Annotated in this window: 31 protein-coding genes; all 31 read left to right on the top strand. The window is 59.7% G+C overall.

Features of this window, described 5'->3' with window-relative positions; genetic code table 11:
- Positions 1-360 carry a hypothetical protein gene (locus CLV97_RS02805; RefSeq protein WP_106344010.1) on the top strand — a complete coding sequence of 120 codons (360 nt, stop codon included), beginning with the start codon at positions 1-3 and terminating at the stop codon, positions 358-360.
- A 12-nt stretch (positions 361-372) separates the two neighbouring features.
- Positions 373-747, top strand: coding sequence for a type II toxin-antitoxin system RelE/ParE family toxin (locus CLV97_RS02800; RefSeq protein ID WP_106344009.1), 375 nt, complete (start codon positions 373-375; stop codon positions 745-747).
- 132 nt (positions 748-879) lie between these two features.
- Positions 880-1,518: a PadR family transcriptional regulator gene (locus CLV97_RS02795; protein ID WP_106344008.1), complete on the top strand. Its 639-nt coding sequence runs from the start codon at positions 880-882 to the stop codon at positions 1,516-1,518.
- A gap of 6 nt (positions 1,519-1,524) precedes the next feature.
- A complete protein-coding gene (locus CLV97_RS02790) occupies positions 1,525-2,076 on the top strand; it encodes an MFS transporter (RefSeq protein ID WP_106344007.1) in 552 nt (183 codons plus the stop codon).
- A gap of 78 nt (positions 2,077-2,154) precedes the next feature.
- Complete coding sequence (locus CLV97_RS02785) at positions 2,155-2,775, top strand: MFS transporter (protein ID WP_106344006.1); 621 nt, start codon at positions 2,155-2,157, stop codon at positions 2,773-2,775.
- A 311-nt stretch (positions 2,776-3,086) separates the two neighbouring features.
- On the top strand, positions 3,087-3,650 hold the full coding sequence (locus tag CLV97_RS02775; RefSeq protein WP_106344004.1) for a manganese efflux pump MntP: 564 nt from the start codon (positions 3,087-3,089) through the stop codon (positions 3,648-3,650).
- 10 nt (positions 3,651-3,660) lie between these two features.
- Positions 3,661-4,380 carry a ZIP family metal transporter gene (locus tag CLV97_RS02770; RefSeq protein WP_106344003.1) on the top strand — a complete coding sequence of 240 codons (720 nt, stop codon included), beginning with the start codon at positions 3,661-3,663 and terminating at the stop codon, positions 4,378-4,380.
- 28 nt (positions 4,381-4,408) lie between these two features.
- On the top strand, positions 4,409-5,041 hold the full coding sequence (locus CLV97_RS02765; RefSeq protein WP_211295662.1) for a low molecular weight protein arginine phosphatase: 633 nt from the start codon (positions 4,409-4,411) through the stop codon (positions 5,039-5,041).
- Between the two features lie 189 nt (positions 5,042-5,230).
- Complete coding sequence (rpiB, locus tag CLV97_RS02760; RefSeq protein ID WP_106344001.1) at positions 5,231-5,677, top strand: ribose 5-phosphate isomerase B; 447 nt, start codon at positions 5,231-5,233, stop codon at positions 5,675-5,677.
- Positions 5,677-6,252, top strand: a complete 576-nt coding sequence (locus CLV97_RS02755) for a TIGR01440 family protein (protein WP_106344135.1) — start codon at positions 5,677-5,679, stop codon at positions 6,250-6,252. Before rpiB ends, CLV97_RS02755 begins: the two co-directional genes overlap by 1 nt.
- 76 nt (positions 6,253-6,328) lie before the next feature.
- Positions 6,329-7,582, top strand: a complete 1,254-nt coding sequence (locus tag CLV97_RS02750) for a serine hydroxymethyltransferase (RefSeq protein WP_106344000.1) — start codon at positions 6,329-6,331, stop codon at positions 7,580-7,582.
- A gap of 291 nt (positions 7,583-7,873) precedes the next feature.
- The gene (gene upp, locus CLV97_RS02745; protein ID WP_106344134.1) at positions 7,874-8,503 is read left to right on the top strand and encodes a uracil phosphoribosyltransferase; all 630 of its coding nucleotides are present in this window, start codon (positions 7,874-7,876) and stop codon (positions 8,501-8,503) included.
- A 188-nt stretch (positions 8,504-8,691) separates the two neighbouring features.
- Positions 8,692-8,910, top strand: a complete 219-nt coding sequence (locus tag CLV97_RS02740; RefSeq protein ID WP_106343999.1) for an AtpZ/AtpI family protein — start codon at positions 8,692-8,694, stop codon at positions 8,908-8,910.
- Between the two features lie 106 nt (positions 8,911-9,016).
- Positions 9,017-9,406, top strand: coding sequence for an ATP synthase subunit I (locus CLV97_RS02735; RefSeq protein ID WP_106343998.1), 390 nt, complete (start codon positions 9,017-9,019; stop codon positions 9,404-9,406).
- An 11-nt stretch (positions 9,407-9,417) separates the two neighbouring features.
- Complete coding sequence (gene atpB, locus CLV97_RS02730; RefSeq protein WP_106343997.1) at positions 9,418-10,167, top strand: F0F1 ATP synthase subunit A; 750 nt, start codon at positions 9,418-9,420, stop codon at positions 10,165-10,167.
- 42 nt (positions 10,168-10,209) lie between these two features.
- The gene (atpE, locus tag CLV97_RS02725; protein WP_106343996.1) at positions 10,210-10,434 is read left to right on the top strand and encodes a F0F1 ATP synthase subunit C; all 225 of its coding nucleotides are present in this window, start codon (positions 10,210-10,212) and stop codon (positions 10,432-10,434) included.
- Positions 10,435-10,608: 174 nt separating this feature from the next.
- Entirely contained in the window at positions 10,609-11,097 is a 489-nt protein-coding gene (atpF, locus tag CLV97_RS02720; protein WP_106343995.1) for a F0F1 ATP synthase subunit B, read from the top strand.
- Positions 11,094-11,639 carry a F0F1 ATP synthase subunit delta gene (locus CLV97_RS02715; protein ID WP_106343994.1) on the top strand — a complete coding sequence of 182 codons (546 nt, stop codon included), beginning with the start codon at positions 11,094-11,096 and terminating at the stop codon, positions 11,637-11,639. The genes atpF and CLV97_RS02715 overlap by 4 nt, the downstream gene beginning before the upstream one ends.
- Before the next feature lie 38 nt (positions 11,640-11,677).
- Positions 11,678-13,198, top strand: coding sequence for a F0F1 ATP synthase subunit alpha (gene atpA, locus CLV97_RS02710; protein WP_106343993.1), 1,521 nt, complete (start codon positions 11,678-11,680; stop codon positions 13,196-13,198).
- A gap of 72 nt (positions 13,199-13,270) precedes the next feature.
- A complete protein-coding gene (gene atpG, locus CLV97_RS02705) occupies positions 13,271-14,134 on the top strand; it encodes an ATP synthase F1 subunit gamma (protein ID WP_106344133.1) in 864 nt (287 codons plus the stop codon).
- A gap of 122 nt (positions 14,135-14,256) precedes the next feature.
- On the top strand, positions 14,257-15,672 hold the full coding sequence (gene atpD, locus CLV97_RS02700; protein WP_106343992.1) for a F0F1 ATP synthase subunit beta: 1,416 nt from the start codon (positions 14,257-14,259) through the stop codon (positions 15,670-15,672).
- A 15-nt stretch (positions 15,673-15,687) separates the two neighbouring features.
- The gene (locus tag CLV97_RS02695) at positions 15,688-16,098 is read left to right on the top strand and encodes a F0F1 ATP synthase subunit epsilon (protein ID WP_146130388.1); all 411 of its coding nucleotides are present in this window, start codon (positions 15,688-15,690) and stop codon (positions 16,096-16,098) included.
- 256 nt (positions 16,099-16,354) lie between these two features.
- Positions 16,355-16,729: an NADH-quinone oxidoreductase subunit A gene (locus tag CLV97_RS02690; RefSeq protein ID WP_106343990.1), complete on the top strand. Its 375-nt coding sequence runs from the start codon at positions 16,355-16,357 to the stop codon at positions 16,727-16,729.
- Positions 16,720-17,238: a NuoB/complex I 20 kDa subunit family protein gene (locus CLV97_RS02685; RefSeq protein ID WP_106343989.1), complete on the top strand. Its 519-nt coding sequence runs from the start codon at positions 16,720-16,722 to the stop codon at positions 17,236-17,238. The genes CLV97_RS02690 and CLV97_RS02685 overlap by 10 nt, the downstream gene beginning before the upstream one ends.
- Positions 17,235-17,999, top strand: coding sequence for an NADH-quinone oxidoreductase subunit C (locus tag CLV97_RS02680; protein WP_281257569.1), 765 nt, complete (start codon positions 17,235-17,237; stop codon positions 17,997-17,999). The genes CLV97_RS02685 and CLV97_RS02680 overlap by 4 nt, the downstream gene beginning before the upstream one ends.
- Before the next feature lie 233 nt (positions 18,000-18,232).
- Positions 18,233-19,207: an NADH-quinone oxidoreductase subunit NuoH gene (gene nuoH / locus CLV97_RS02675; RefSeq protein ID WP_106343988.1), complete on the top strand. Its 975-nt coding sequence runs from the start codon at positions 18,233-18,235 to the stop codon at positions 19,205-19,207.
- An 89-nt stretch (positions 19,208-19,296) separates the two neighbouring features.
- The gene (gene nuoI / locus CLV97_RS02670) at positions 19,297-19,716 is read left to right on the top strand and encodes an NADH-quinone oxidoreductase subunit NuoI (protein ID WP_106343987.1); all 420 of its coding nucleotides are present in this window, start codon (positions 19,297-19,299) and stop codon (positions 19,714-19,716) included.
- Positions 19,713-20,219, top strand: a complete 507-nt coding sequence (locus tag CLV97_RS02665; protein WP_342749761.1) for an NADH-quinone oxidoreductase subunit J — start codon at positions 19,713-19,715, stop codon at positions 20,217-20,219. Before nuoI ends, CLV97_RS02665 begins: the two co-directional genes overlap by 4 nt.
- The gene (nuoK, locus tag CLV97_RS02660; protein WP_106343986.1) at positions 20,219-20,524 is read left to right on the top strand and encodes an NADH-quinone oxidoreductase subunit NuoK; all 306 of its coding nucleotides are present in this window, start codon (positions 20,219-20,221) and stop codon (positions 20,522-20,524) included. Before CLV97_RS02665 ends, nuoK begins: the two co-directional genes overlap by 1 nt.
- Positions 20,525-20,645: 121 nt before the next feature.
- On the top strand, positions 20,646-22,514 hold the full coding sequence (gene nuoL, locus CLV97_RS02655) for an NADH-quinone oxidoreductase subunit L (protein ID WP_106343985.1): 1,869 nt from the start codon (positions 20,646-20,648) through the stop codon (positions 22,512-22,514).
- Positions 22,511-24,019: a complex I subunit 4 family protein gene (locus CLV97_RS02650; RefSeq protein ID WP_245891340.1), complete on the top strand. Its 1,509-nt coding sequence runs from the start codon at positions 22,511-22,513 to the stop codon at positions 24,017-24,019. Before nuoL ends, CLV97_RS02650 begins: the two co-directional genes overlap by 4 nt.
- Positions 24,020-24,024: the final 5 nt, after the last annotated feature.

Here is a 24,024-nt window from a genome sequence, read left to right as displayed (position 1 = left end):
TTGGGAAAGGGGCGATTTCGGTTGAGTGCGCTGAGCGCCTCCTTCAGTCCGGAGGAAATCGTCCGAGCGGGTGAGCTCAAGAAGTTGAATCAGACGGAACTTCTGAAGCGGATTCACCGTCACGATAAAATTGCTCTCGATTTCAGCAAAGGAAAGGGAATCGAAGGGGTCGTATTGAGCTATGAGACGTACAAGGCGCTGCTGGAACGGATCGCGGAACTGGAGGAAGAACTGGAGGAGACGATGATCCGCCTGAAATACGGACATCGGGCCGACACCCCCGAGGAAGAATGGATCGAGGTTCCGGAAGGCGTGAGCACGATGGAATTTCTGGAGAGGAAGGCCCGAAAAAAGAAGTAATCGGGGGATCCGATGAAGAAGAAGTTTCACCCGGAGTTTTTTGACGACTTTTTGCGGATCCGCGCCCGCATCGCCGACCCGGATGGCTGGGAGGAATTCAAATTTCAATACGAAAAGGCCGAACGGACCGTCATCCTTCATCCGGAAGAGCAGTCGAAGCGCCTTCGCAAACCGCCGCTCGCCGGATACCGCTGTCACAAATTTAAGAGCAGCCGGCGCTTGAAGGGGAAGGCCGATATGCGCCTGGTCTTCCGCGTCGATCGGGAGCAACAAACGATTTTTTTGCTCGGATTGGGGTTTCGCTTTCCGGAAGAGAATCATGAAGGCGTCTACGATTACGTCGGCCGCCGGGCGAAAAAAGGGACCCCGACGGGGGATGGGGATTGATCTTCCGCCGGACCGAAACGACATTCCACCGATCAGCCTGCCTGACAGGGCGGGCTTTTTTCATGGTTGGATTGACAGGGGCGGCGGGATCGGTTAATATATCGTTACGATATATTGAAAGGATAGGTGGACATGTCGGTAGAACATATCTTGCTCGGCGTTTTAAGCTGGATGCCCAATTCCGGTTACGGGATCAAGAAGGAAGTGGAGATCAGCGGCAGGGAACTGGGGTGGGGCCGCCTCAGTTACGGGAGCATCTATCCCAAATTGAAAAAGCTGGAGGAGGAGGGTTTCATCCGTGCCGTGACGGCCGAACGGGAGGGTAGAATGACCAAAATCTACGAGTTGACGGCGAAAGGGTGGAGGGAGCTGGCCGATTGGTTGAGGTGTCCCCCGGCTCCGCCGGAGATTCGGGACGAATTGGTCATGAAAATCAGCTTTTGGGAAACCGGCCTACCGGAGGACCGGGAAACCTTGATCGAGCACCTGGAACTTCGGCGGAGGGAGGCGGAGGAAATGATGAGACACCTGGAGGAGTGGTCCCGGAACGGCTATTCCGCCATCGGCGAACTCGGTGGCCTGGCGATGGATTATTGGTTAGACCATCTGCGGCTCAGCATCGAGTGGTATGGGAGGGTCATCCGCTACCTGGAAGGTCCCCCCGCCCCGCCCCGCCAGGATCCCCATGGTTTGTACGAGAAGGCCCGCCGGCGCAGGCAGGACGCCCTCGGCCCGGAAGAAAGCGACCTGCCGAAACATCCGCGACGGTGAGACGCCATGCGCACCCTTTTTGCTCCCCTCACCCACCGTTCCTACCGCCTTTTGTGGATCGCCCAGGTGTTTTCCGATTTCGGCAATTTTTTTGATTTGGTGGCCCTGGAGGCGCTGATCGTCTATGAGTGGGGACTGGGTGCCGGCGCACTGGCCGCCTTTGCCTTTGCGGCTGGCCTTCCCTGGATTCTGATCGGTCCCTGGGTCGCCCTGCTGGTGGATCGCATGTCCAAGAAGCGGCTGATGTTGATTTGTTGCATATTGCGCATTCCCTTCGTGATCGGCTTTATTCTGGCACCCGACCTTTACTGGCTTCTTCCGCTCGTTTTCTTAAAAGAAATCCTCGATGTCCTTTTTGATCCCGCCCGGCAAGCGTCCTTGCGGTGGCTCGTCCCCCGGGACCGGCTGGAGCAAGCCAACGCCCTGGGTCAGTTGTCCCTGAACACATCGAAAATTGCGGCCCCGGCATTCGGCGGGCTCGTTTTCGCCGTTTCCGGTTCGGAAACGGTTTTTTACTGGAAGCGGGGGGATTTTTGCTGGCCGCCATCCTTCTGCTGAGACTTCCTGCGGATGAAAAGGTTTCCGGAGCTGCCTCCGCCCGACTCCTGAGCCTGAGGGATTTGACGGCGGGGGTCCATGATCCGTTCCAACCGGATCCTGACCTTTGTGATCGGAACGGCTACCGTTTCGATGTTGATCATCTGGATGTACGATAAGTTGATCATCCTTTGGGCCAAATCCCTGGGAATGGGGGTGGAAGCCTTCGGGCTGATTCCGGGGATGATCGCGGCCGGCAGCATCCTGGGGACATTTCTTGTGGCTCCGCTGCATCGCCGCTTTCGGAATCCGCTGGTCTTGATGAGCACATCCATTTTCCCGGTGGGTATTCTCATGATCGTCATCGGCATGGGTGGCCTGAAGTGGTTTGCGCTCCCGTTTCCCCTGTGGCTGGCGGTGTGGTTTGCCGGCGGCATCGTCGCCCCTTTGTTCCACGTTCCCTATGCCACACTGCTGCAGTCGGAATCGCCCCGGGAGATGGTGGGACGGGTGGTTGCGGCGGCCAACGCGCTGCAAAACGCAACGATGCTGTTCTCCCCGATGTTGGGGGCCGTCCTTGCCGGGCGGATCGGGGTCGGGGGCGTCTTTCTCCTGGCGGGAATCGTTTATTGGCTGTTTTCGTTGTTCTGCATGTGGTACGTTCGAAGGGTTCTCCTCGGAACGGAGAAATCTCTTCAGCAAAGCAAACCGGCTTCTTGAAGTGGAAAGAGAGGCGTCAATTCCCCCATCCCGCTGCCGGATGAGGGAGATCAGCCGGGCGGCGGAACACATCGTGAAGACAGGATGACCCGGATCAACTGATCAAGCTGTTTTGATCGCGCAACCCCATTTAAGTGCGGACTTTCGGTAAATTCCGGATGCGGGATGCGATTTTCCGATCGGCTCCATGCGGTGGCAAGTCGTTCGGCGGAAAATCGATCCCTTCCAGATCGCCCGCTTGAAGGCGCGGTTCTTTTTTCCCCTTCCGGAGCATATCCATATGCAGACAAGCCGGATGAGGGGGAAGGGTCATGGAGTTCTCATTGCCCCAGTGGGGACAGTTGATCACCTTCATCATGATTGCTTTCGCGCTCGGCATGGATGCCTTCTCCCTCGGAATCGGCCTGGGAATGAGAGGAATGGTGACGCAACAATTGTTTGCGATGAGCGGCACGATCGGCATCATGCACATTCTGATGCCTTTGGCGGGGATGACCCTCGGGCGGCACATGAACGAATGGGTCGGGGATATAGCGGTATGGGTCGGCGGGGGTTTGCTTTGTTTCTTGGGTGGGAATATGTTGTGGAGCAGCCTGAAGGAGGCAAGCGCGTCGTCAATCGGTTCCGTCACCACCTTCTGGGGGATGCTGGTCTCCTCCTTCAGCGTCAGTTTGGATTCCCTGTCGGCGGGTTTTTCCCTCGGCATTCTGTCCACGGATGCCCCCTTGGCATTGGGACTGATCGGTTTCTTCGGTGGATTGATGGGAGGATTGGGCATGCTGCTGGGAAAGTTTCTGGGAAGCTGGGCGGGCAACTACGGAGAGGCGTTGGGCGGATTGATCCTGTTGCTCTTGGGCTTCAAAATCCTGATGTGAGGTCCGGCCGATGAGTGAAGCGATTGTATTCAGCGCCCTTTCCGGAATGTCCACCCTGCTCGGGGCCCTCGTCGTGCTGAGGTTCGGCTCCCTGTCCGAGAGGGGGATCTCCTTTTCCCTGGGGATGTCGATGGGCGTCATGCTGGTGGTTTCCCTAGGGAGCCTCCTTTCCACCGCTGTCCGCTACGGCACCTGGGTCCATGTGGTGTTGGGCATGTCCGCCGGCCTGTTGCTGATGATTCTCCTTCATCAGATCGAAACGGCGAACGGGGGAGGCGGAAAGCGCCCCACCTTCGCCCGCCTGGGATTTCTCATGGTTTTGGCGATGGCGGCCCACAACGCGCCGGAGGGGGTGGCCATCGGGATCGGCTTTCACACCGAACACCAGCTGGGAATTCTTCTGGCCCTGTCGATGGCGGTGCACAACGTGCCCGAGGGAATCGGGATGGCGGCCCCGCTGAGGGTTTCCGGCCACTCTCCCCTTCGCATTCTCCTCATCGCCGCCGCCACGGGAGGGATGCTTCCCCTGGGCGCCTGGATCGGCGAGGTGTTTTTGGCGGACAAACCCGATGTGGTGTCGGCCGGATTGGTGTTCGCCACCACGACGATCCTCTGGGTGACCACCCAGGAGGTGGGTCCCAGGGCCTGGGAGATGGACCGGCGCGCGGCATCCGCCGGGGCGATTTCGGGGGTGCTTTTCATGTATATCATCGAGAAAATTCACGGATAATGGAGGAGCAAAGGAGGAGATGGACCCGGTGAAAAACGTCCTGCTGGTCTGTACCGGCAACACCTGTCGCAGCCCGATGGCCGAAGCGATACTGACGCGCCTGGCGGGGAAGGAGGGGCTGAAGGTGTCCGTCCGTTCCGCGGGGTTGTTTGCGATGGATGGAGCGGAGGTGTCGGAAAACACCCGCAAGGTGCTCGGGGAACGGGGGATCCGTCATTCCCACCGCGCCCGGTCCGTCAATCCGGAATTGATCGAATGGGCCGATCTCATTTTGACGATGACGCTGGATCATAAACGCCGCTTGATCTCGATGAATCCCGACAGCGTCGGAAAGGTATACACCTTGAAGGAATACGCGCTGACCGACGGCGAGACGAGGGAACGGATCAGGCGGTTGGAGCAAATGACCGCGGAGTTGGAGGCGCGCAGGGCGTTGGGCGGAGGAAAGGAGGAAGATGTTCGGTCCCTGGAGGAGTCGATCCGTCGGGAGCGGAAAGCCCTCGAACAGGATGGCGTTCCGCTGGAGGATCTGGATATTCCCGATCCCTTCGGAGGAGATGTGGACACCTACCGTCGCTGTGCCGACCGGTTGGAGGAGCTTTTGCGCCGGATCGTCGAGCGGTGGCGGCGGGAGGAGGGGAGGCGGAAGGCTGGAAATTGAAGTGATTTATTTCCATGATCGCGTGATCCGCAACCGTTTGACATCCCCCTTCGGCTGGGGTATCCTAGGTGCGAAACGGAAGACGCAGGTTGTGCGTTGCGACACCCCGGGAGGCGTTCACAGGCTCCATGACGGGTTCCCCCGAAAAGGGGGCACATTATTTTTGATCGGTTTCAGGGGGGCTGAGGGATGCGCGTCATCATCGGATCCGATCACGGTGGGTTTCGTCTGAAGCAGGAAATCCGTAATCTGTTGGAGGAAATGGGCATCGCCTACGAGGACGTGGGCTGTGACTGTTCCGATTCGGTGGATTATCCCGACTACGCCCTTCCCGTGGCAGAGCGGGTGGCGAAGGGGGAGTTCGATCGGGGGATCCTCGTCTGCGGAACCGGCATCGGGATGTCCATTGCCGCCAACAAGGTGAAGGGGATTCGCTGCGCCGTGGTGAGCGACGAGTTTTCGGCGCGGATGAGCCGGGAACACAACGATGCCAACGTGTTGGCACTGGGTGAGCGCGTCGTCGGGCCGGGACTGGCCCGGGAGATCGTCCGCATCTGGCTGACGACGGATTTCGCCGGCGGCCGCCACGGACGGCGGGTGGCCAAAATCGGAGCGATTGAGGGCGGGGATGCATGATGACTCCGGTGGATCTCGACGCCCTTCGGAGGGATGCGGCCCGGGTGGTCGAGGATCTGCTTGCGGAGATGCCTCTGTCGGACCGCCATCTGCTGGTGGTGGGTGTGAGCACCAGCGAGGTGGTCGGCCGACGGATCGGCACGTCGGGCAGCGATGAGGTGGCGAAGGCCATCTACGACGGGATTGTCCGCGTGCAGGAAAGAGAGGGGTTTCACCTCGCCTTTCAATGCTGCGAACACCTGAACCGCGCCCTGGTGGTGACCCGCGCCGCGTTGGAGCGGTTCGGCCTGGAAGAGGTATCGGCGATTCCGGTTCCGAAGGCCGGGGGGGCGATGGCCGCCCACGCCTACCGGCGGATGGAAGAGCCCGTCCTGGTGGAGCGGGTGGTCGCCGATGCGGGGATCGATATCGGCGATACCCTGATCGGAATGCACCTTCGTCCGGTGGCCGTCCCCGTTCGCCCTTCGATCCGTCAAATCGGCCAAGCCCACGTGACGGCGGCCAAGACGCGTCCCAAACTGATCGGAGGAGCCCGGGCGGTTTACACTCCCGAGGACGCGGAGGCCTGCAGGTGATCGCCGGGGAAGGCGGACGCTCACGCCCTGCTCGGACGGAGCGCCCATTCGATCCAGCGCAAAGGAGGAGAAGCGGTTGGAACACTTGCGAAAAACGGATCCCGAAACGGCTCGGGCCATTGCGGACGAATTGAACCGGCAGAAGCGAAAAATTGAATTGATCGCCTCGGAAAACTTCGTGAGCCGCGCGGTGCTGGAAGCCATGGGAACCGTTCTGACCAACAAGTATGCGGAGGGCTATCCCGGCAAGAGGTACTACGGCGGCTGCGAACACGTCGATCGGGTGGAGGAGTTGGCCAGGGAGCGCGCCAAAAAGCTGTTCGGGGCGGAACACGCCAACGTGCAGCCCCATTCCGGCGCCCAGGCCAACATGGGGGTTTATTTCGCCGTGCTGGAGCCGGGAGATACCGTGCTGGGCATGAATTTGGCCCACGGCGGCCACCTGACCCACGGCAGCCCGGTCAACTTTTCCGGAACCCTCTACAAATTTGTCTCGTACGGGGTGGACGAAAAGACCCACCGCATCGATTACGACGAGGTTCGCCGACTGGCCCTGGAGCACCGCCCCAAGCTGTTGGTGGCCGGTGCCAGCGCTTATCCGCGGGTGATCGATTTCGCCCGGTTGAAGGAGATCGCCGACGAGGCGGGTTGCCTGCTGATGGTGGATATGGCCCACATCGCCGGGCTGGTGGCCACCGGGCATCATCCCAACCCGGTGCCCTATGCGGACTTCGTGACCACCACCACCCACAAGACCCTGCGCGGGCCCCGGGGCGGCATGATCCTGTGCAAGGAGGAGTACGCCAAGAAGATCGACAAGGCGATCTTCCCCGGCATTCAGGGAGGACCCCTGATGCACGTCATCGCGGCCAAGGCGGTGGCGCTGGCGGAGGCCCTGACGGAGGACTTCAAGGAGTATTCGCGCCGCGTGGTGGAAAATGCCGCCCGCCTGGCCGAAGCCCTGTCGGAAAGAGGGTTTAACCTGATTTCCGGCGGGACGGACAATCATCTGATTCTCATCGATGTCCGCAACCTGAATCTGACCGGCAAGAAGGCGGAGCACCTCTTGGACGAGGTGGGGATCACCGTCAACAAAAACGCCATCCCCTTCGATCCGGAAAGCCCCTTCATCACAAGCGGCATCCGGATCGGCACCCCGGCGGTCACCACCCGGGGCATGGATCCCGAAGCGATGGAGGAGATCGCCGACATCATGGCCCTCACGCTGAAGAATCCGGAGGGTGAGGGTGTGCGGGAGGAAGCCCGGCGCCGCGTTGCCGCGCTGACCGAACGGTATCCGCTGTATGCGGACATGACCCTGGAAGCGTAAGAAATTCTGAAAAAGAAAAAGTGAAGGGGAGCCGCCCGACTCCTTGCAGCGGCTCCCCTTCCTGCGGTAAGGGATCCCGATTCCGCCTTTGGAGGAGAAGCACGCCCTGCCGGCCGATGCGGCGGGGTTTTCTTTTCGGCCCCGCGGAGGCATGCTCCCCCGACCCGTCTCATATGTTAGAAGCAGATGTGGCGGATCCGGCTGATTTCCCTTTTCTGGAATCGCAATCGCATGGACATCCGGACTCAGGAACAGTACAATGTTCTTCGGAACAGGAAGGGAGGATACGCCATGGGGAACGTGTACGTCTTTGACCATCCCCTGATCCAGCACAAATTGACCCATATCCGCGACAAGCGGACCGGCACCAAGGAGTTCCGGGAATTGGTGGAGGAAGTCTCCGCCCTGATGGCTTACGAGATCACCCGGGACATGCCCCTCCGGGAAGTGACGGTGGAGACCCCGGTCGCTCCCGCCCGGTGCAAGGTGCTGGCGGGGAAGAAGCTGGGATTGGTGCCCATCCTGCGGGCGGGACTGGGGATGGTGGACGGCATTCTTCGGTTGATCCCGGCGGCCAAGGTGGGTCACATCGGCTTGTACCGGGATCCGGAGACGCTGGAGCCCGTCAAGTACTACGCCAAAATGCCCTCGGACATCGAGGAGAGGGATCTGATCGTCATCGACCCGATGCTGGCCACGGGCGGGTCCGCTGCGGCCGCCATCCAGATGATCAAGGAGATGGGAGGCCGGAGCATCAAGCTGATGTGTCTCATCGCCGCCCCAGAGGGGATCAAAAGGGTTCACGGGGAGCACGACGATGTGGATATCTACGCCGCCGCCGTGGATGAGAGGCTCAATGAAAAGAGCTACATCGTGCCGGGTCTGGGGGACGCCGGCGACCGGCTGTTCGGAACCCGGTGAGTCTTTGATCAATTTGTGACAAAGTGTTCATAATAACTGAAGTGAAAAAGTTGACAACCCCCGGAGGCTTCGGTAGTATTAGTCGGAGAGACGATGGGTACGACAGGGTATCGATCCGGAGCTTTTCGACCGGTCCGATTTGCCCCGTCGGATGATCTCACTCCACCCGGCTTAAGGGGACGGTATTTGTGAAGAAAAATACAGACAGCCCCTGGCGCATGATCGGTTTGGTCGGGACGCTCGGCCTGGAAGTGGTCACATTCATCGTGGCGGGAGTGTGGATCGGCCGCGGCTTGGACGCCAAGTGGGGGACGGATCCTCTCTTCCTGGCGGCAGGGATTCTGGCCGGACTGATGATGGGGCTGATCAGCGCCGCGTTTACCCTGCGCACCTTTTTGAAGGGTTGAACGCGAGGTCAGTAGGCGACCGCCGGTTTCCCAAGCCGGAGTGCGGATCGAGCTGAGAAGCGGTATCCCGGCCGGCCGATCCCAGTCTGTCAAAGGGTGGCTTCGTATGGAGGCCTTGCGCATCAGACAACGTCGGGTGACGATCCTGACGTTTGTTGTCCTCGCCCTATTCTTTCTTTTATGGTTGACCACACCGATGAAGGCGGTTTTTGCCGGGCTGCTTCTCGGGGGATTGGCCAGCCTGTACAATGTTCTCCATCTGGCACGCAGGATCCGCCTTGTGAGGGAATCGATCCGAACCGGTTCCGGTCGGGTGGGTACGGGCCTCGGAAACCGTCTGATCATGGCCGCCGCCGCGGTCATCATTGCCGCGAAATACCCGGATTTCTTCAACTTGGCGGCGGTCGGTCTCGGCTTGGGCCTTTCCTACGTGCAGGTTGTCATCGTCGAGGTGTGGATTCTGACACAGTCCTCATCCTCCCAGGGAAAGGGGTGAAATGCGCTCCAATGGAAATCACGCCAAAGGTGCAGTTTTTGGGGTTGACCTTCGACGTGACGGTCATGATTGGAACCCTCGTCGCGTCTCTCCTCGTGCTCCTGATCACCATCCCCGCAGCCCGTCGGCTAGCCCTCCGACCTTCCGGAATGCAGACCGTGATGGAAATGGTCATCGATTTTCTCCGCGGTGTGCTGCAGCTGAGCTTTGACAAAAAATCCGCCGACAAATACATCGGCTTTGTCGTGACGCTGTTCCTCTTCATCTTCTTTGCCAATCAGCTCGGCGTCATGATGATGGTCCCCTCCGAGGCTCACCATCCCATACCGGAATGGGGGCTTTCCGGGGAAGCCTTTGAAAACGCCGAAGGAGAGGTGGTCTGGTTCCGCTCTCCGACCGCGGACATGAACGTCACCTTCGCCATGGCCTTTGCCATCGCGCTGTTTGCCCACTTCATGGGAATCCGCAAGCATCCGAGGCAATATCTCGCTCACTACTTCCAACCGTTCAAGGGGTTTGTGTTTCTCCATATCATCGACGAACTGGCCAAACCGACCACCCACGCGATGCGTCTTTGGGCAAACATCTTCGCCGGTGAGGTGTTGATCGTCATCATGTTGAAAGCCTCACCGCTGCTCACCGGAGCTCCGCTTTTGGTCTGGCTCGGTTACTCCATTTTCGTCGGAACGGTGCAGGCATACATTTTCACCGTCTTGGCAACCGTTTACATTTCCCAAAAGGTGAACATCGACCATCATTGATGGATCATGCAACAATCGAGATGAATGAAGGAGGAATAACACATGGATATGGGTTTGCTCGCTGGAGGTATCATGATTGCTTTTGCGGCGGTCGCTGCCGGATTGGGGAACGCGATGCTGTTCAGCAAGTACATTGAAGGGATCACCCGCCAGCCGGAAGCCCAAGGGAAGCTGCTCGGTCAATCCTTCATCGCGCTGGGGATCGTCGAAGCGCTGCCGATTATTTCCGTGGCTTTCGGCATCATGGTCCTGCTGGGCGTTTTCTAAGGGGGTCGCGTGACAGCACCGCTGCCCGGAAGGGGAAGAGGATATTGCCTCTGTTGCCGGCGGCGCAGCGTGAGAGCTTTTCAGGAAGACGGATCATGCGGCGGGGTCGGCGGTTTTCCCCGCCTTCCTTGCTGTTGATGCGGCGGTGACGGATTTTGAAGGGAGGGACTCGGGTTGCTGGAATTCCACCTGGGGACGATTCTTTTCCAACTGGTGACCTTTTTGATCCTGATGCTCCTGGTCTCCCGTTTTGCCGTTCGTCCCTTGCTGGGCGTGATGAAGAAGCGCCAGGATTACATCGACGAACAGATTACCGCGGCGGAGAAGAACCGCGAAGAGGCCGAGAAGCTGGTGGCCGAACAGCGGGAAGCCCTTGAGACCGCCCGTCGGGAGGCGCGGGAGATCATCGATCGGGCCAAAAAGCAAAAGGAGCGGGAAGCGGAGGAGATCATCCGGCAGGCCCAGGAACGGGCGGAACGGATGATCAACGAAGCGACGGCGCAAATTACCCGGGAGAAGGAAAAGGCCTTGGCCGACCTGCGCGACGAAGTGGGCCGGCTGTCCGTCCTTCTCGCGGCCAAGGTGTTGGAAAAGGAACTGGACGCCGAAGAGCAGTCCAAATTGGTTGGCCGTTATCTTGAACAGGTAGGCGAGCTGCAATGAGCCGGACAGTGATCGCCCGACGCTATGCCAACGCCCTGTTCGAGCTGGCCCGGGAAAAGGGCGAACTGGACAGGGTGGAGCAGGAACTGAACCAGGTTGTGGAGACGCTCGAACGGACTCCTGAGCTGCAGGAGTGGTTGGCGGCTCCCGCCGTAGACGTGGAACGGAAAAAAGCCCTCGTCGCCGAGCAGTTTCAAGCGCTTTCCGATTGGACGAAAAACCTTTTCTTCCTTCTCCTCGACCGGGGGAGACAGGGATTGATTTCCCGGATCGCCGAGGAATATAAACATCTGGCGGATGAGGCCCGGGGCGTGGCGGAAGCGGTGGTCACCTCCGCGTTTCCGCTGACGGAGAAGGAGAAGGAAGAGCTGGCCGCCGTCTTCCAGGATCGTCTCGGGAAGAAATTGCGCATCACCAACGTCGTCGATTCCGATCTCCTCGGGGGATTGATCGTCCAAATCGGCGACCGCCTGTATGACGGCAGTCTGAAGACGAAACTGATCCGATTCCGGCAGAAGCTGACGGGATCGCGCGTGGGGTAGATCGGGATTTTTGGGAATAGACAGGGGTGAAAAGCGGAATGAGCATTAAGCCGGAAGAGATCAGCTCGCTGATCAAACAGCAGATCGAGCAGTATCAGGCTGAAATGGAAGTCTCCGACGTCGGCACCGTGATCCAGGTCGGGGACGGGATCGCCCGGGTGTTCGGCCTGACCGAGGTGATGGCCGGCGAGCTGTTGGAGTTTGAAAACGGCGTGATGGGCATGGCCCTCAACTTGGAAGAAGACCAAGTCGGTGTGGTGATCTTGGGTCCGTACACGGAGATCCGCGAAGGGGACCAGGTGAAGCGGACGGGCCGGATCATGGAAGTCCCCGTGGGGGAAGCGCTCCTGGGCCGGGTGGTCAACCCGCTGGGGCAACCCCTGGACGGCAAGGGGCCCATTGAAACGGATCAATACCGGCCGGTGGAATCTCCCGCGCCCGGGGTGATCGACCGGAAATCGGTGCACGAGCCCCTTCAGACCGGAATCAAGGCCATCGATTCGATGATCCCGATCGGCCGGGGGCAGCGGGAGCTGATCATCGGCGACCGGCAGACCGGGAAGACGACCATCGCCATCGACACGATCATCAACCAAAAGAACGAAGACGTCATCTGCATTTACGTGGCCATCGGTCAGAAGCAGTCGACGGTGGCCGGCGTGGTGGAGAAGCTGCGCCGCTTCGGCGCCATGGACTACACCATCGTGGTGAGCGCCAGCGCCTCCGATCCGGCTCCGCTGCTGTTCCTGGCGCCCTACGCCGGTTGTGCGATGGGCGAGTACTTCATGTACAAGGGACGGCACGTGCTGGTCGTCTACGACGATCTCTCCAAACAGGCGGCCGCCTACCGGGAGCTCTCGCTGCTGCTTCGCCGCCCGCCGGGCCGGGAAGCTTTCCCGGGGGATGTGTTCTACCTGCACTCCCGCCTGTTGGAGCGGGCCGCCAAGCTGAACGACGAAAAGGGCGGCGGATCGCTGACGGCGCTTCCCTTCATCGAGACTCAGGCCGGGGACGTGTCGGCCTACATCCCGACCAACGTGATCTCCATCACCGACGGGCAGATCTTCCTGGAGTCGGATCTGTTCTATTCCGGGGTTCGCCCGGCGGTCAACGTCGGTCTTTCGGTTTCCCGGGTCGGGGGGGCCGCGCAGATCAAGGCGATGAAAAAGGTGGCCGGGGGTCTCCGCCTCGACTTGGCCCAGTACCGGGAGCTGGCCGCCTTCGCCCAGTTCGGCTCCGATCTGGATAAGACGACCCAGGCCCGTCTGGCTCGCGGTGAACGGACGACGGAACTCTTGAAGCAGGATGAAAACCAACCGATGCCCGTGGAGAAACAGGTGGTATCCCTTTACACCGCGACCAAAGGATATCTGGACGATATTCCGGTGGCGGACGTGCGCCGGTTCGAGCGGGAGTTCCTCGCCTTCATCGAGGCGGAACACGCCGATATCCTGAAGGATATCAAGGAGAAGAAGGACCTCACCGAAGAGATCGAGAACCGGCTGAAGCAGGCCATCGAATCCTTCAAAAAGGGCTTTGCCGTATCGGAAGGGAAGTAAGGTGTTTCATCCTGCCGCATTCGGGAACCACTCCGACCGGAGTTGCGGCGGAAGGAAAGGCGGTGAATGAGCGTGGGCCAAAATCTGCGGGACATCAAGCGACGCATCCGTTCCTTTCAAAATACGAAGCAGATCACGAAGGCGATGGAGATGGTGGCGGCGGCCAAACTGCGACGGGCCCAGGAGCGGGCCGAGGCCGCCCGCCCCTATGCCGAAAAGATGCGGGAAGTGATCGAATCCATCGCTTCCGGCACCCGGGGGATTCGCCATCCGATGTTGGAGACCCGGCCGGTTCGGAAAACCGGTTACCTGGTCATCACCTCCGACCGGGGATTGGCCGGCGGCTACAACTCCAACCTGCTGCGGACGCTGACCAAAACCCTCAGGGAGCGGCACCAAAACAGTGATGAGTACGTGATCTTCGCCGTAGGCCGGAAAGGCCGGGATTTCCTGAAGAAGCGGGGATATCCGGTGATCGACGAGATTACCGGTCTGGCCGATTCCCCGCAGTTCCTGGACATCAAACCGATCGCTTCGCGGGCTGTCGGTTTTTACGCCGAGGAAAAGGTGGACCAGCTGTATCTGGTTTACAACGAATTTATCAACCCCGTCACCCAGCGGCCGGTGGAAAAGCGGCTGCTCCCGCTGGCTTCCTCCGAAGCGGATGAGGGGGACAAGACCCTGTACGAATACGAACCGTCCGAAGAAGAGGTGCTGGCGGAACTGTTGCCCCGCTATGCCGAAACCTTGATTTACAGCGCCCTTCTGGAAGCGAAGGCGGGCGAATTCGGAGCGCGGATGGCGGCGATGGGGAATGCCACGGACAATGCGACGGAGCTGATCCAACAGCTCACCCTGCAGTACAACCGGGCCCGGCAAGCGTCGATCACCCAGGAGATCAACGAGATCGTCGCCGGCGCCAACGCGCTGAGCTGAGGAGAGAGCCTTCCCAAATGGGGAACGGGAAGGCCCCGATTCTTGCAACGGAATCATCGCATTTCGTCTGTGTCGAAGTCCGGCCAACAGTCGGGTGAGGTTTGAAATAGGGAGGGAAATTGATGAGCACTGGACGCGTCGTTCAGGTGATGGGCCCCGTTGTGGACATCCAGTTCGAGCGTGGCCATCTGCCTGAAATCTACAACGCGATTCGCATTACGCACAAGGCCCGTAATTCCGGTGAGCGGGACATCGATTTGGTGGTGGAAGCGGCGCTGCACCTGGGAGACAACATCGTCCGCTGCGTGGCGATGGCTTCCACCGACGGACTGGTCCGCGGAATGGAAGCGGTGGACACGGGTGCGCCGATTTCCGTGCCCGTGGGCGAAGCCACCCTGGGCCGCGTGTTCAACGTGTTGGGTGAACCGATCGACGAAGCCGGGGAAGTCAAGGCGGATCAAAAGTACCCGATCCACCGGCCGGCCCCCAGCTTTGAAGATCAGGCCACGGAAGAGCAAATCCTCGAGACCGGTATCAAGGTCGTCGATCTTTTGGCTCCCTACGCCAAGGGGGGTAAGATCGGTCTCTTCGGCGGTGCGGGCGTCGGCAAAACCGTGCTGATCCAGGAGCTGATTCACAACATCGCCCAGGAACACGGGGGAATCTCCGTCTTCGCCGGCGTGGGGGAACGGACCCGGGAAGGGAACGACCTGTACCACGAAATGAAGGATTCCGGGGTTATCTCCAAGACTGCGATGGTCTTCGGTCAGATGAACGAACCGCCGGGGGCCCGTCTGCGCGTCGGGCTGACCGGTCTGACGATGGCCGAGTATTTCCGGGATGAGCACGGACAGGACGTGCTTCTCTTCATCGACAACATCTTCCGCTTCACCCAGGCGGGATCCGAGGTGTCCGCGCTGTTGGGTCGGATGCCCTCCGCCGTGGGTTATCAGCCGACCCTGGCCACGGAGATGGGTCAGCTGCAGGAGCGGATCACCTCCACCAAAAAGGGATCGGTCACCTCGATCCAGGCGATCTACGTTCCGGCGGACGACTACACCGATCCGGCTCCGGCAACCACCTTCGCCCACCTGGACGCCACCACCAACCTGGAGCGGCGGATCGCCGACAAGGGGATCTATCCCGCGGTGGACCCCCTGGCTTCCACATCCCGCATCCTGAGCCCCTCGGTGGTGGGGCAGGAACATTATGAGACGGCCCGGGGCGTTCAGCAGATTCTGCAGCGGTACAAGGAACTGCAGGACATCATCGCCATCCTGGGGATGGATGAACTGTCCGACGAAGACAAGCTGGTCGTTCACAGGGCGCGGCGGATTGAACGCTTCCTGTCCCAGCCCTTCCACGTCGCGGAAGCCTTTACCGGAAAGCCGGGCCGCTACGTACCCGTCAAGGAAACGGTCCGCGGCTTCAAGGAAATCCTGGAAGGGAAACATGACGACCTTCCGGAGGACGCCTTCTACATGGTCGGTACCATCGACGAGGCCGTGGAGAGGGCGAAGGAACTGGCCGGGGTCTAAAGGAGAGGACGTCATTTGAGTACGATGCGTTTGGACATCGTGACGCCGGAACGGAAGGTTTTTTCCGAGGATGTGGAAATGGTGATCACCCGGGCGGCGGAAGGGGAGATCGGGATTTTGCCCCGTCACGCTCCCTTCGTCAGCCCCCTGGGAATCACCGCTGTTCGGATCAAAAAGGACGGCGAGGAGAGGCTGGCCGCCGTCAGCGGCGGTTTTATGGAAGTGCGCCCCGATACGGTGACGATTCTGGCCGAAGCGGCGGAGATGTCCGACGAAATCGATGTGGAGCGGGCATTGGCCGCCAAGAAGCGGGCCGAAGAGCGCCTGTCCCAGGCTCATCGGGACGACATCGATTTCAAGCGGGCGGAACTGGCTCTCCGCCGGGCGATGAACCGGTTGCAGGTGGTAAACCACGGCGGGCAGTGAAGGGATTCGAGCGGTTTCCTTCGGGAAGCCGCTCGTTTTCCGTAAACAGCCAATTCCGGTTTCTTTTTCTTCCGCGATCGGCCCGGCCTGTTAGACACTTTTGCGGAGGATTTGTTATAATTGACTCGAATTGAAGATGAGGGATGGGGCTCTGATCGGACGGAGCGTTTTTCTTTGCAAAGAAAAGGGCGTTCAATCCGAATCCCCGTCCGGCATATGACACCCCCGTGCACAATGGAGGTCGGAGGGACAGCCGATGACGTATTCCGAAAGCTACTTGATGGTTGCCTTGTTTTTCATCGTAGGGCTGGCCCTGCCGGTGGTCGCCCTGTCCATCGGCCGGCTGCTCAGGCCGCACAACCCGACTCCCGCCAAGGAGGTCACCTACGAAAGCGGGATCGATCCGGTGGGCGGCAGTTGGGTGCAGTACAACATCCGATACTATCTGTTTGCCCTGTTGTTTGTCCTGTTTGATGTCGAAACCGTTTTCTTGTATCCCTGGGCCGTTGCTTACGACACCCTTCGGAATGGGATCGGCCTTTTTGTGTTGGTGGAGATGTTGATCTTCGTGGTGCTGCTCGTGATCGGTCTCATTTACGCGTGGAAGAAGAAGGTGTTAGAATGGAAGTGAATTTGGAAGAACTCACCTTTGAGGAGCAGGAGCAGCTGAAGCGGAACGTCTTTTTGACCACGCTGGAAGAGATCAAGGCGTGGGCCCGGAGCAGTTCGCTGTGGCCGATGCAGTTCGGCTTGGCCTGTTGTGCCATCGAGATGATGGGAACGGGGGGTTCCCATTATGATTTTGACCGTTTCGGCGTGATCTTCCGCGCTTCTCCCCGGCAGTCCGACGTGATGATCGTGGCCGGTACCGTGACCAAGAAGATGGGGCCGATTCTTCGCCGTCTGTACGACCAGATGCCGGAACCCAAATGGGTGGTCGCCATGGGTTCCTGCGCGACGGCGGGGGGACCCTATGTCAAGTCGTACTCCGTGATCAAAGGCGTGGATCAGATCGTTCCGGTGGACGTGTACATTCCCGGATGTCCGCCCAACCCGGCTGCATTGATCTACGGAATCAACAAGTTGCAGGAGAAGATCCGTTATGAGGCGAAAACGGGAAAGAGGGTGACCGGTTCGTGACGGATTCGAAGGATCGCAAGGAAAGCGGCGGCGCATCCGAAAAGGAGCCGACCGAATTGAAGCAAGGCGGTGAAAAGGCGGAGGCCGCGCCGGCCGAAGGCGCGGAAAAGAAAGCGGCCGCCAAGGGAGAAACCCCCGAAAAGAAAGCGGGAAAGGAAGAAGCCGCAAAGCCGGTTGAAGCCCGTGCGAAGGGCGAAGGGAAGAAACCTCCGGCCCGGCCGGCGGCGAGGGGAGCGCGGGCAGCCGCGCGCAGAAAAAAGGTGGAGGAGCCCCAGGAGCCGTCGCCGAAGCAGCCGCTTCTGGATGCCTTTGTGAAACGGATCACGGATGTGGTGGGAAAGGAGGCCGTTGAGGAATCCTACATCAACCGTCCCAACGGTCACCTGCCGACGATCGTCGTCAAAAACGAGAAGTGGCGCGATGTGGCCCGGTTGCTCCGGGAGGATGAGAGCTTTTCCTTCGATTATCTCGTAAACGTGTCGGGGGTGGATTATGAAGACCACATGGAGGTGGTCTATCATTTCGAGTCCCTCAGTCATAAGCATCGCCTGTGTGTTCGGGTGAAGGCGGACCGGCAAGACCCTTCCGTGGCATCCGTCACCGATATCTGGAGCGGAGCCAACTGGGATGAACGGGAGATCTACGACCTGCTGGGGATTCAATTTCCGGGGCACCCCAACCTGAAGCGGATCCTCATGCCGGAGAACTGGGTGGGTCACCCGTTGAGGAAGGATTACGAACCCGCCGATCCGGACATCTGATGGGAAAGCAGCTTGAGGGTCCTTGCCTTCGATGGTTTTCCCGGCATTGGCACCCCTCCGCAGACATGACCGGATAGGAGAAATCGGAAATGTCTGAGGAGAGGGTGTTCGACTGGATGGGGCCTTCCGCCGTCGAGGGGTATGCAAGGGCTTGACGATGTAAATTCTTGTTTACAAATGATTCGATTCCCGGCGGAATCGAACAGAACCGTCTCGCGAGGTGGACGCCGAAAATGGACCCGTTGAAGTTCATCGCACCCGTGATCATGTTGTTGATTATCCTCGGGTTTGTCACCTATGCCATCCTGTTTGAGCGAAAGGTGCTCGGATGGATGCAGAACCGTCCGGGTCCCGTTCGCACGGGGCCGTGGGGGCTTCTGCAGACAGTGGCCGATGTGTTGAAGCTGCTCATCAAGGAGGACGTGATCCCGAACAAGGCGGACAGGACGCTGTTCAAGATCGCACCCGCCATCGCCTTTGTGCCGTCCTTTGCCGTCGTTGCCGTCCTCCCCTTTACCGACAGCCTGTTTTTCGCGGACATCGCCGTCGGTCTCCTGTATTATGTCGCCATCTCCAGCATCACCATCATCGGGATCCTCGTCGGAAGCTGGGCTTCCAACAACAAATACGCCCTCATGGGGGGAATGCGTTCCGCCGCCCAGATGATCAGCTACGAGATCCCACTGGTGATGGCGGTGGTCGGCGTGATCCTGAGCGCCGGCTCCCTCAACCTGCGGCAAATCGTAAGCGCCCAGGAGGATGTCTGGTTTATCATCCCGCAGTTTCTCGGTTTTATCGTCTTTTTGGTCGCTGCCATCGCCGAACTGAACCGGACCCCCTTCGACCTTCCGGAAGCGGAGTCGGAGTTGGTGGCCGGTTATCACGTGGAGTACAGCGGATTCCGCTTCGCCTTCTTCATGCTGGCGGAATACGTGTATGTCTTCGCCATGTCCGCCCTGACGACCATCCTGTTCCTCGGCGGCTGGCTTCCGCTGTTCGGGCTTGACTTTATTCCTCCCCTGGTCTGGTTCGTGCTGAAGATGTTGGCGGTGGTATTTTTCATTTTCTGGCTTCGGGCGACCTTTCCCCGGATTCGGGTGGATCAGCTGATGCAGTTGGGTTGGAAGGTGCTCTTGCCGCTGGCCTTGGTGAACATTTTCCTTTCCGCGCTGCTCAAGGAAGTGCCCGTCATCGGGAATTGGTTTTAGGCATTGGCAGGGAGCGGGAGGAGGCGGCCCGATGCTTCCCGCTTCTCCGGCAGGCTGGCGTCCACACGCCGAAAAACGGAGGGATAACCATGCTCGGACTGGTAAAGGGTTTGGGCATCACGCTCAAAAACCTCACGAAAAAACGAGTGACCTATCGATATCCGGATGAACCCCTGGAAATGCCCGATCGTTTCCGCGGGATCCAGTATTTCGATCCGGACAAATGCATCGTCTGTTATCAGTGCGCCCGGATTTGCCCGACGGATTGCATCAGCTTGACCGGCAAGAAAAATCCGGACCCCGAAAAAAAGGGAAAAGTCATCGAAACCTACGACATCAACTTTGAAATCTGCATCCTTTGCGACCTGTGCACCGAAGTTTGTCCGACGGAAGCGGTGGTCATGACCGGGAACTATGAGTTGGCCACCTACAGCCGGGACGAACTGTTCAAGGATATGGAATGGCTCAAGAACAACAACACGAATGTCCGGAAGGAGAACCACCCATGAACCTGAGCGGTGAGTTTTTCGCCTTTCTGATCTTTTCGCTGATGGCCATCGGCGGGGCGGTGTTCATGATCAGTTTCACCCGGGTGGTGCATATGGCTCTGGCCATGGCTTTCACCTTTCTGAGCCTGGCCGGGATGTACGTCCTGTTGAACGCGGAGTTTGTGGCCGTCGTTCAGGTGCTGATCTACACCGGCGCGGTCACCATCCTGATGCTGTACGGGATCATGCTGACGCGCCACCGGGACGAGGATCAAGCGGAAGGACGCCGCTGGCACCGCCTGCTGAGCTTTGTCGGAGTAACTGCTTTCGGATTGATTCTGCTTTTGACCATCTGGCGGCTGCCGCTTCCGGAAAGCGAAGCGGATACCGCTTCCTACACCGTTCAACGCCTGGGGGAGATCGTCTTCCGCCACTACGTCATCCCCTTTGAGCTGACGTCGGTTCTTCTCCTGGTGGCCTTGGTGGGAGCGGTCATCCTGGCGAAAAGGGAGGGTCAGTCCTGATGCCTGCAACCTCTTATCTGGCACTGGCGGCCATTCTCTTTTGCATCGGCCTGTATGGGGTCCTCACCAAGCGGAACGCGGTGATCGTCCTCTTTTCCATCGAGCTGATGCTGAACGCGGCCAACCTGAATCTGGTGGCCTTCTCCAAATTCGGCCTGTTTGCGGACATTGCGGGTCAGGTATTCTCCCTCTTTTCCATCACGGTAGCCGCGGCGGAAGCGGCGGTGGGAATCGCCATCCTGATCACCCTGTACCGCCGGCGCCAAACGGTGGACGTGGACCGGTTCGACACGATGAAGGGTTGAATTCCTGCACCTTCGGCGCAGAATTTGTGAAGGGCCGTGCAAACCGAAATTTGTCACGTCGTCGGAGTGACGCAGCGCTTAATTCACCCTGGGAACCTCACAGTTGAAGGACGGATGATCCATGAATTCATTAATCGTATGGATGATTCCCCTCTTTCCCTTGATATCCTTTGTGTTGCTCATCGCCTTCGGACGCAGGTGGAAGGAATCGGTGTCGGTCTTCACCGGGTCGCTTGCCGCGTTTCTTTCCCTGGTTCTGTCCCTCTGGGTGTTTGCGGATCAATGGGGAGGGGGAGCGGAGCGGCTCGCGGTGTTTCCCTGGCTCACGCTCGGGGACACGACGATCTCCATGGGCATGGAAATCACCCGGCTGAACGCGCTGATGCTGTTGATCGTCAGCCTGGTCAGCTTCCTGGTTCAGGTCTATTCCGCCGGGTACATGCGCGATGATTCGAGGTTCGGCGTGTTTTACACCTATCTGTCCCTGTTCACCTTTTCCATGTTGGGCCTGGTGATCGCCCCCAACCTGCTCCAGCTCTATATCTTCTGGGAGCTGGTCGGGGTGTGTTCCTTCCTCTTGATCGGTTTCTGGTACTGGAAGCCGGAAGCAAAGGCGGCCGCCAAGAAGGCCTTTATCGTCACCCGGATCGGGGATATCGGTCTCTTCGTCGCCATCGCCCTGATCTTCTGGCAGGTGGGCAGCTTCGATTTCCGGGAGATCTTCGCCGCCGTGGAGGCGGGGAAAGTGGCTCCGGAGATGGTGACGCTGGTCGCCCTGCTCATCTTTGTCGGTGCGGTGGGTAAATCGGGTCAGTTTCCGCTGCACACCTGGTTGCCTGACGCGATGGAGGGGCCGACACCGGTCAGCGCCCTGATCCACGCGGCGACGATGGTGGCGGCCGGGGTTTACCTGGTGGCCCGGTCCTTCCCGCTGTTTGCCGCATCGGAGACGGCGATGGACGCGGTGGCTTATGTCGGCGCCTTCACCGCCCTCTTCGCCGCCACGATCGCCCTGGTGCAGAACGACATCAAACGGGTGCTGGCCTACTCCACGGTAAGCCAATTGGGCTACATGATGCTGGCCCTCGGTTCGGCGGGATACGTGGCCGGCGTGTTCCACCTGTTTACCCACGCCTTTTTCAAGGCCCTGCTCTTCCTTGCCGCGGGGGCGGTGATCGTCGCCCTTCACCACGAGCAGGATATCCGGCGCATGGGCGGTTTGTGGAAACAGCACCCCGTCGTCGGCTGGCTCTTTTTGATCGGCTGTCTGGCCATCGCGGGAGTTCCTCCCCTTTCCGGCTTCTTCTCCAAGGATGAGATTCTGCTCGCCGCCTACGCGGACGGACGGCTCGGAGTCTTCTGGCTGGGCGTGCTGACCGCCTTTTTCACCGCCTTCTATATGTTCCGCCTCTTTTTCAAGGTGTTTTTCGGGACATACCGAGGAGAGGGCTCGGTCGGTTCCGTTCCCGGCGTGATGGTTTGGCCCATGGCGGTTCTCGCGGTCCTGTCGGTTCTGGCCGGCTTCGTCCAATTCCCTTCCCACGCCCTGGGTGACTGGCTGGCGCAGGGGGCGGGGCTGTCCGCCGACGGAGGAGGTTCACCGGTTTGGATTCCGGTGCTGGCGACGGCCGTTTCCCTGGCCGGGATTGCCCTGGCCTGGTTGATCTACTACAAGGGATCGCTGGCGACCGAAACCTTTTCCCGCCCGATGCCCTGGCTCTACAATCTTCTGTACCGCAAATACTACGTGGACGAAGCATACGATTTCGTCTTCGTCAGGTCCCTCAGGGGCTTGGGACTCTTCCTGCGCGGCTTTGACCGCTGGGTGGTTGACGGCCTGGTCGGCTTGAGCGCCTGGATTGCGCAGCTTTTCGGCCGGGTCGGATCCAGACTGCAGAACGGTCAGGTGCAAACCTACGCCCTGATCAGCCTGATCGGCCTGGTGCTTCTCTTGATCGGCCTGACGGCGGGGAGGTGGATCGGATCATGAATCTGTTGATGAACCATTTGCCCACCCTTCTCACCTTCTCCCCCCTGCTGGGAGTGATCGTGCTCTTTGCCTTGCCGGGGAAACATGTCCGATGGGTTCGGGCGGTGGGCATGTTGGCCACGTTGCCCCCGCTGCTCCTGGCGCTCCTGATGTACGCCCGGTTTGATCCGGAGGCCAAAGGGGTCCAATTCGCCCAGTCGGTGCCCTGGTTCTCCATCCCGGCCGGGATGGAATCCCTGGAGTTCTTCTACAGCATGGGAGCGGACGGGTTGTCGATGCCCCTGGCGGTGATGACGGCGGTGATTGCCGCTTTGGCCGCCGTGGCTTCGATGTATATCCGGAAGAGGGTGAAATTGTATTTTATCCTTTTCCTCCTGTTGGAAATGGGAATGCTCGGCGTCTTTCTGGCACGCAACCTTCTGCTGTTCTTCCTGTTTTTCGAAGTCACCCTGGTGACTACCTTCATCCTGATCGGCTATTGGGGATACGTGCACCGGGAACGGGCCGCCAACTGGTTCCTGCTGTATAACGGGCTGGGGTCGGCGGTGATGCTCCTTTCCTTCATCGGCATGCTGATCCTGTTTAGGACCCCCGAATTTTCCAAGATGCAGGAGATGGCGGAATTGCTGGCGGGGCAGGGCGCCGCTGCCGCCCAAATCCAATGGTTGATCTTTGCGGGAATCGTCATCGCCTTCGGCATCAAATTGCCCCTCTTTCCCTTCCATTCCTGGATGGTCCGGGTGCACGCCGAAGCGGCCCCGTCGGTGGTCATGATCCATGCCGGCGTTTTGCTCAAGATGGGGGCGTACGGCCTGATCCGCTTTGGTGCGGAGCTGTTTCCCGTCCAAGTGAGGGAAGCGGCGGTGCTGCTGGCGGTCATCGGGCTGGTCAACATCCTGTACGGAGCGGTCCTCGCCTTTGTTCAGCGGGATTTGAAGCGGGTGCTGGCCTACTCCAGCGTCAGCCACATGGGGATCGTGCTCCTGGGAATCGCTTCCCTCAACGTTGCGGGACTGACGGGAGCCTTGTTCCAGACGGTTTCCCACGGGTTTATCGCCGCTCTGTTGTTCTTCCTCATCTTTAGCCTGACGGAGAGGACCGGGACCACCCGGATCGACGAGCTGGGCGGCATGGCCAAGGCGATGCCGGTGCTTTCTGGCCTCCTCCTCGCCGCGGGGCTGGCCCTGCTCGGGCTGCCGGGAATGTCCGGCTTCATCAGCGAATTCCTGGCGTTCCTGGGATTGTTCAAGAGTGAGCCCGTGCTGGCGGCGGTGGGGGTGTTGGGCTTGATTCTCGCCGCAGCCTACACGCTGCGGGCCGTCCTGCGGACCACCTTCGGCCCCCTGAGCGGGCACTGGGAGAAGCTGACGGATGTCCGTCCGGCCGAATCCGCCGCGATGCTGGTGCTGTTGGGCTTGATCATCCTCATCGGCGTTTACCCCGCCGTGTTGGGAGAACCGATGCAGACGACACTGCACGCGATCGTTGCAAGGATGGGAGGGTAGGGGGA

The organism is Planifilum fimeticola (assembly GCF_003001905.1).
GTDB lineage: Bacteria > Bacillota > Bacilli > Thermoactinomycetales > DSM-44946 > Planifilum > Planifilum fimeticola.
Note: the sequence above shows the minus strand (reverse complement) of the source record. Positions and strands in the feature narration are given on the sequence as shown.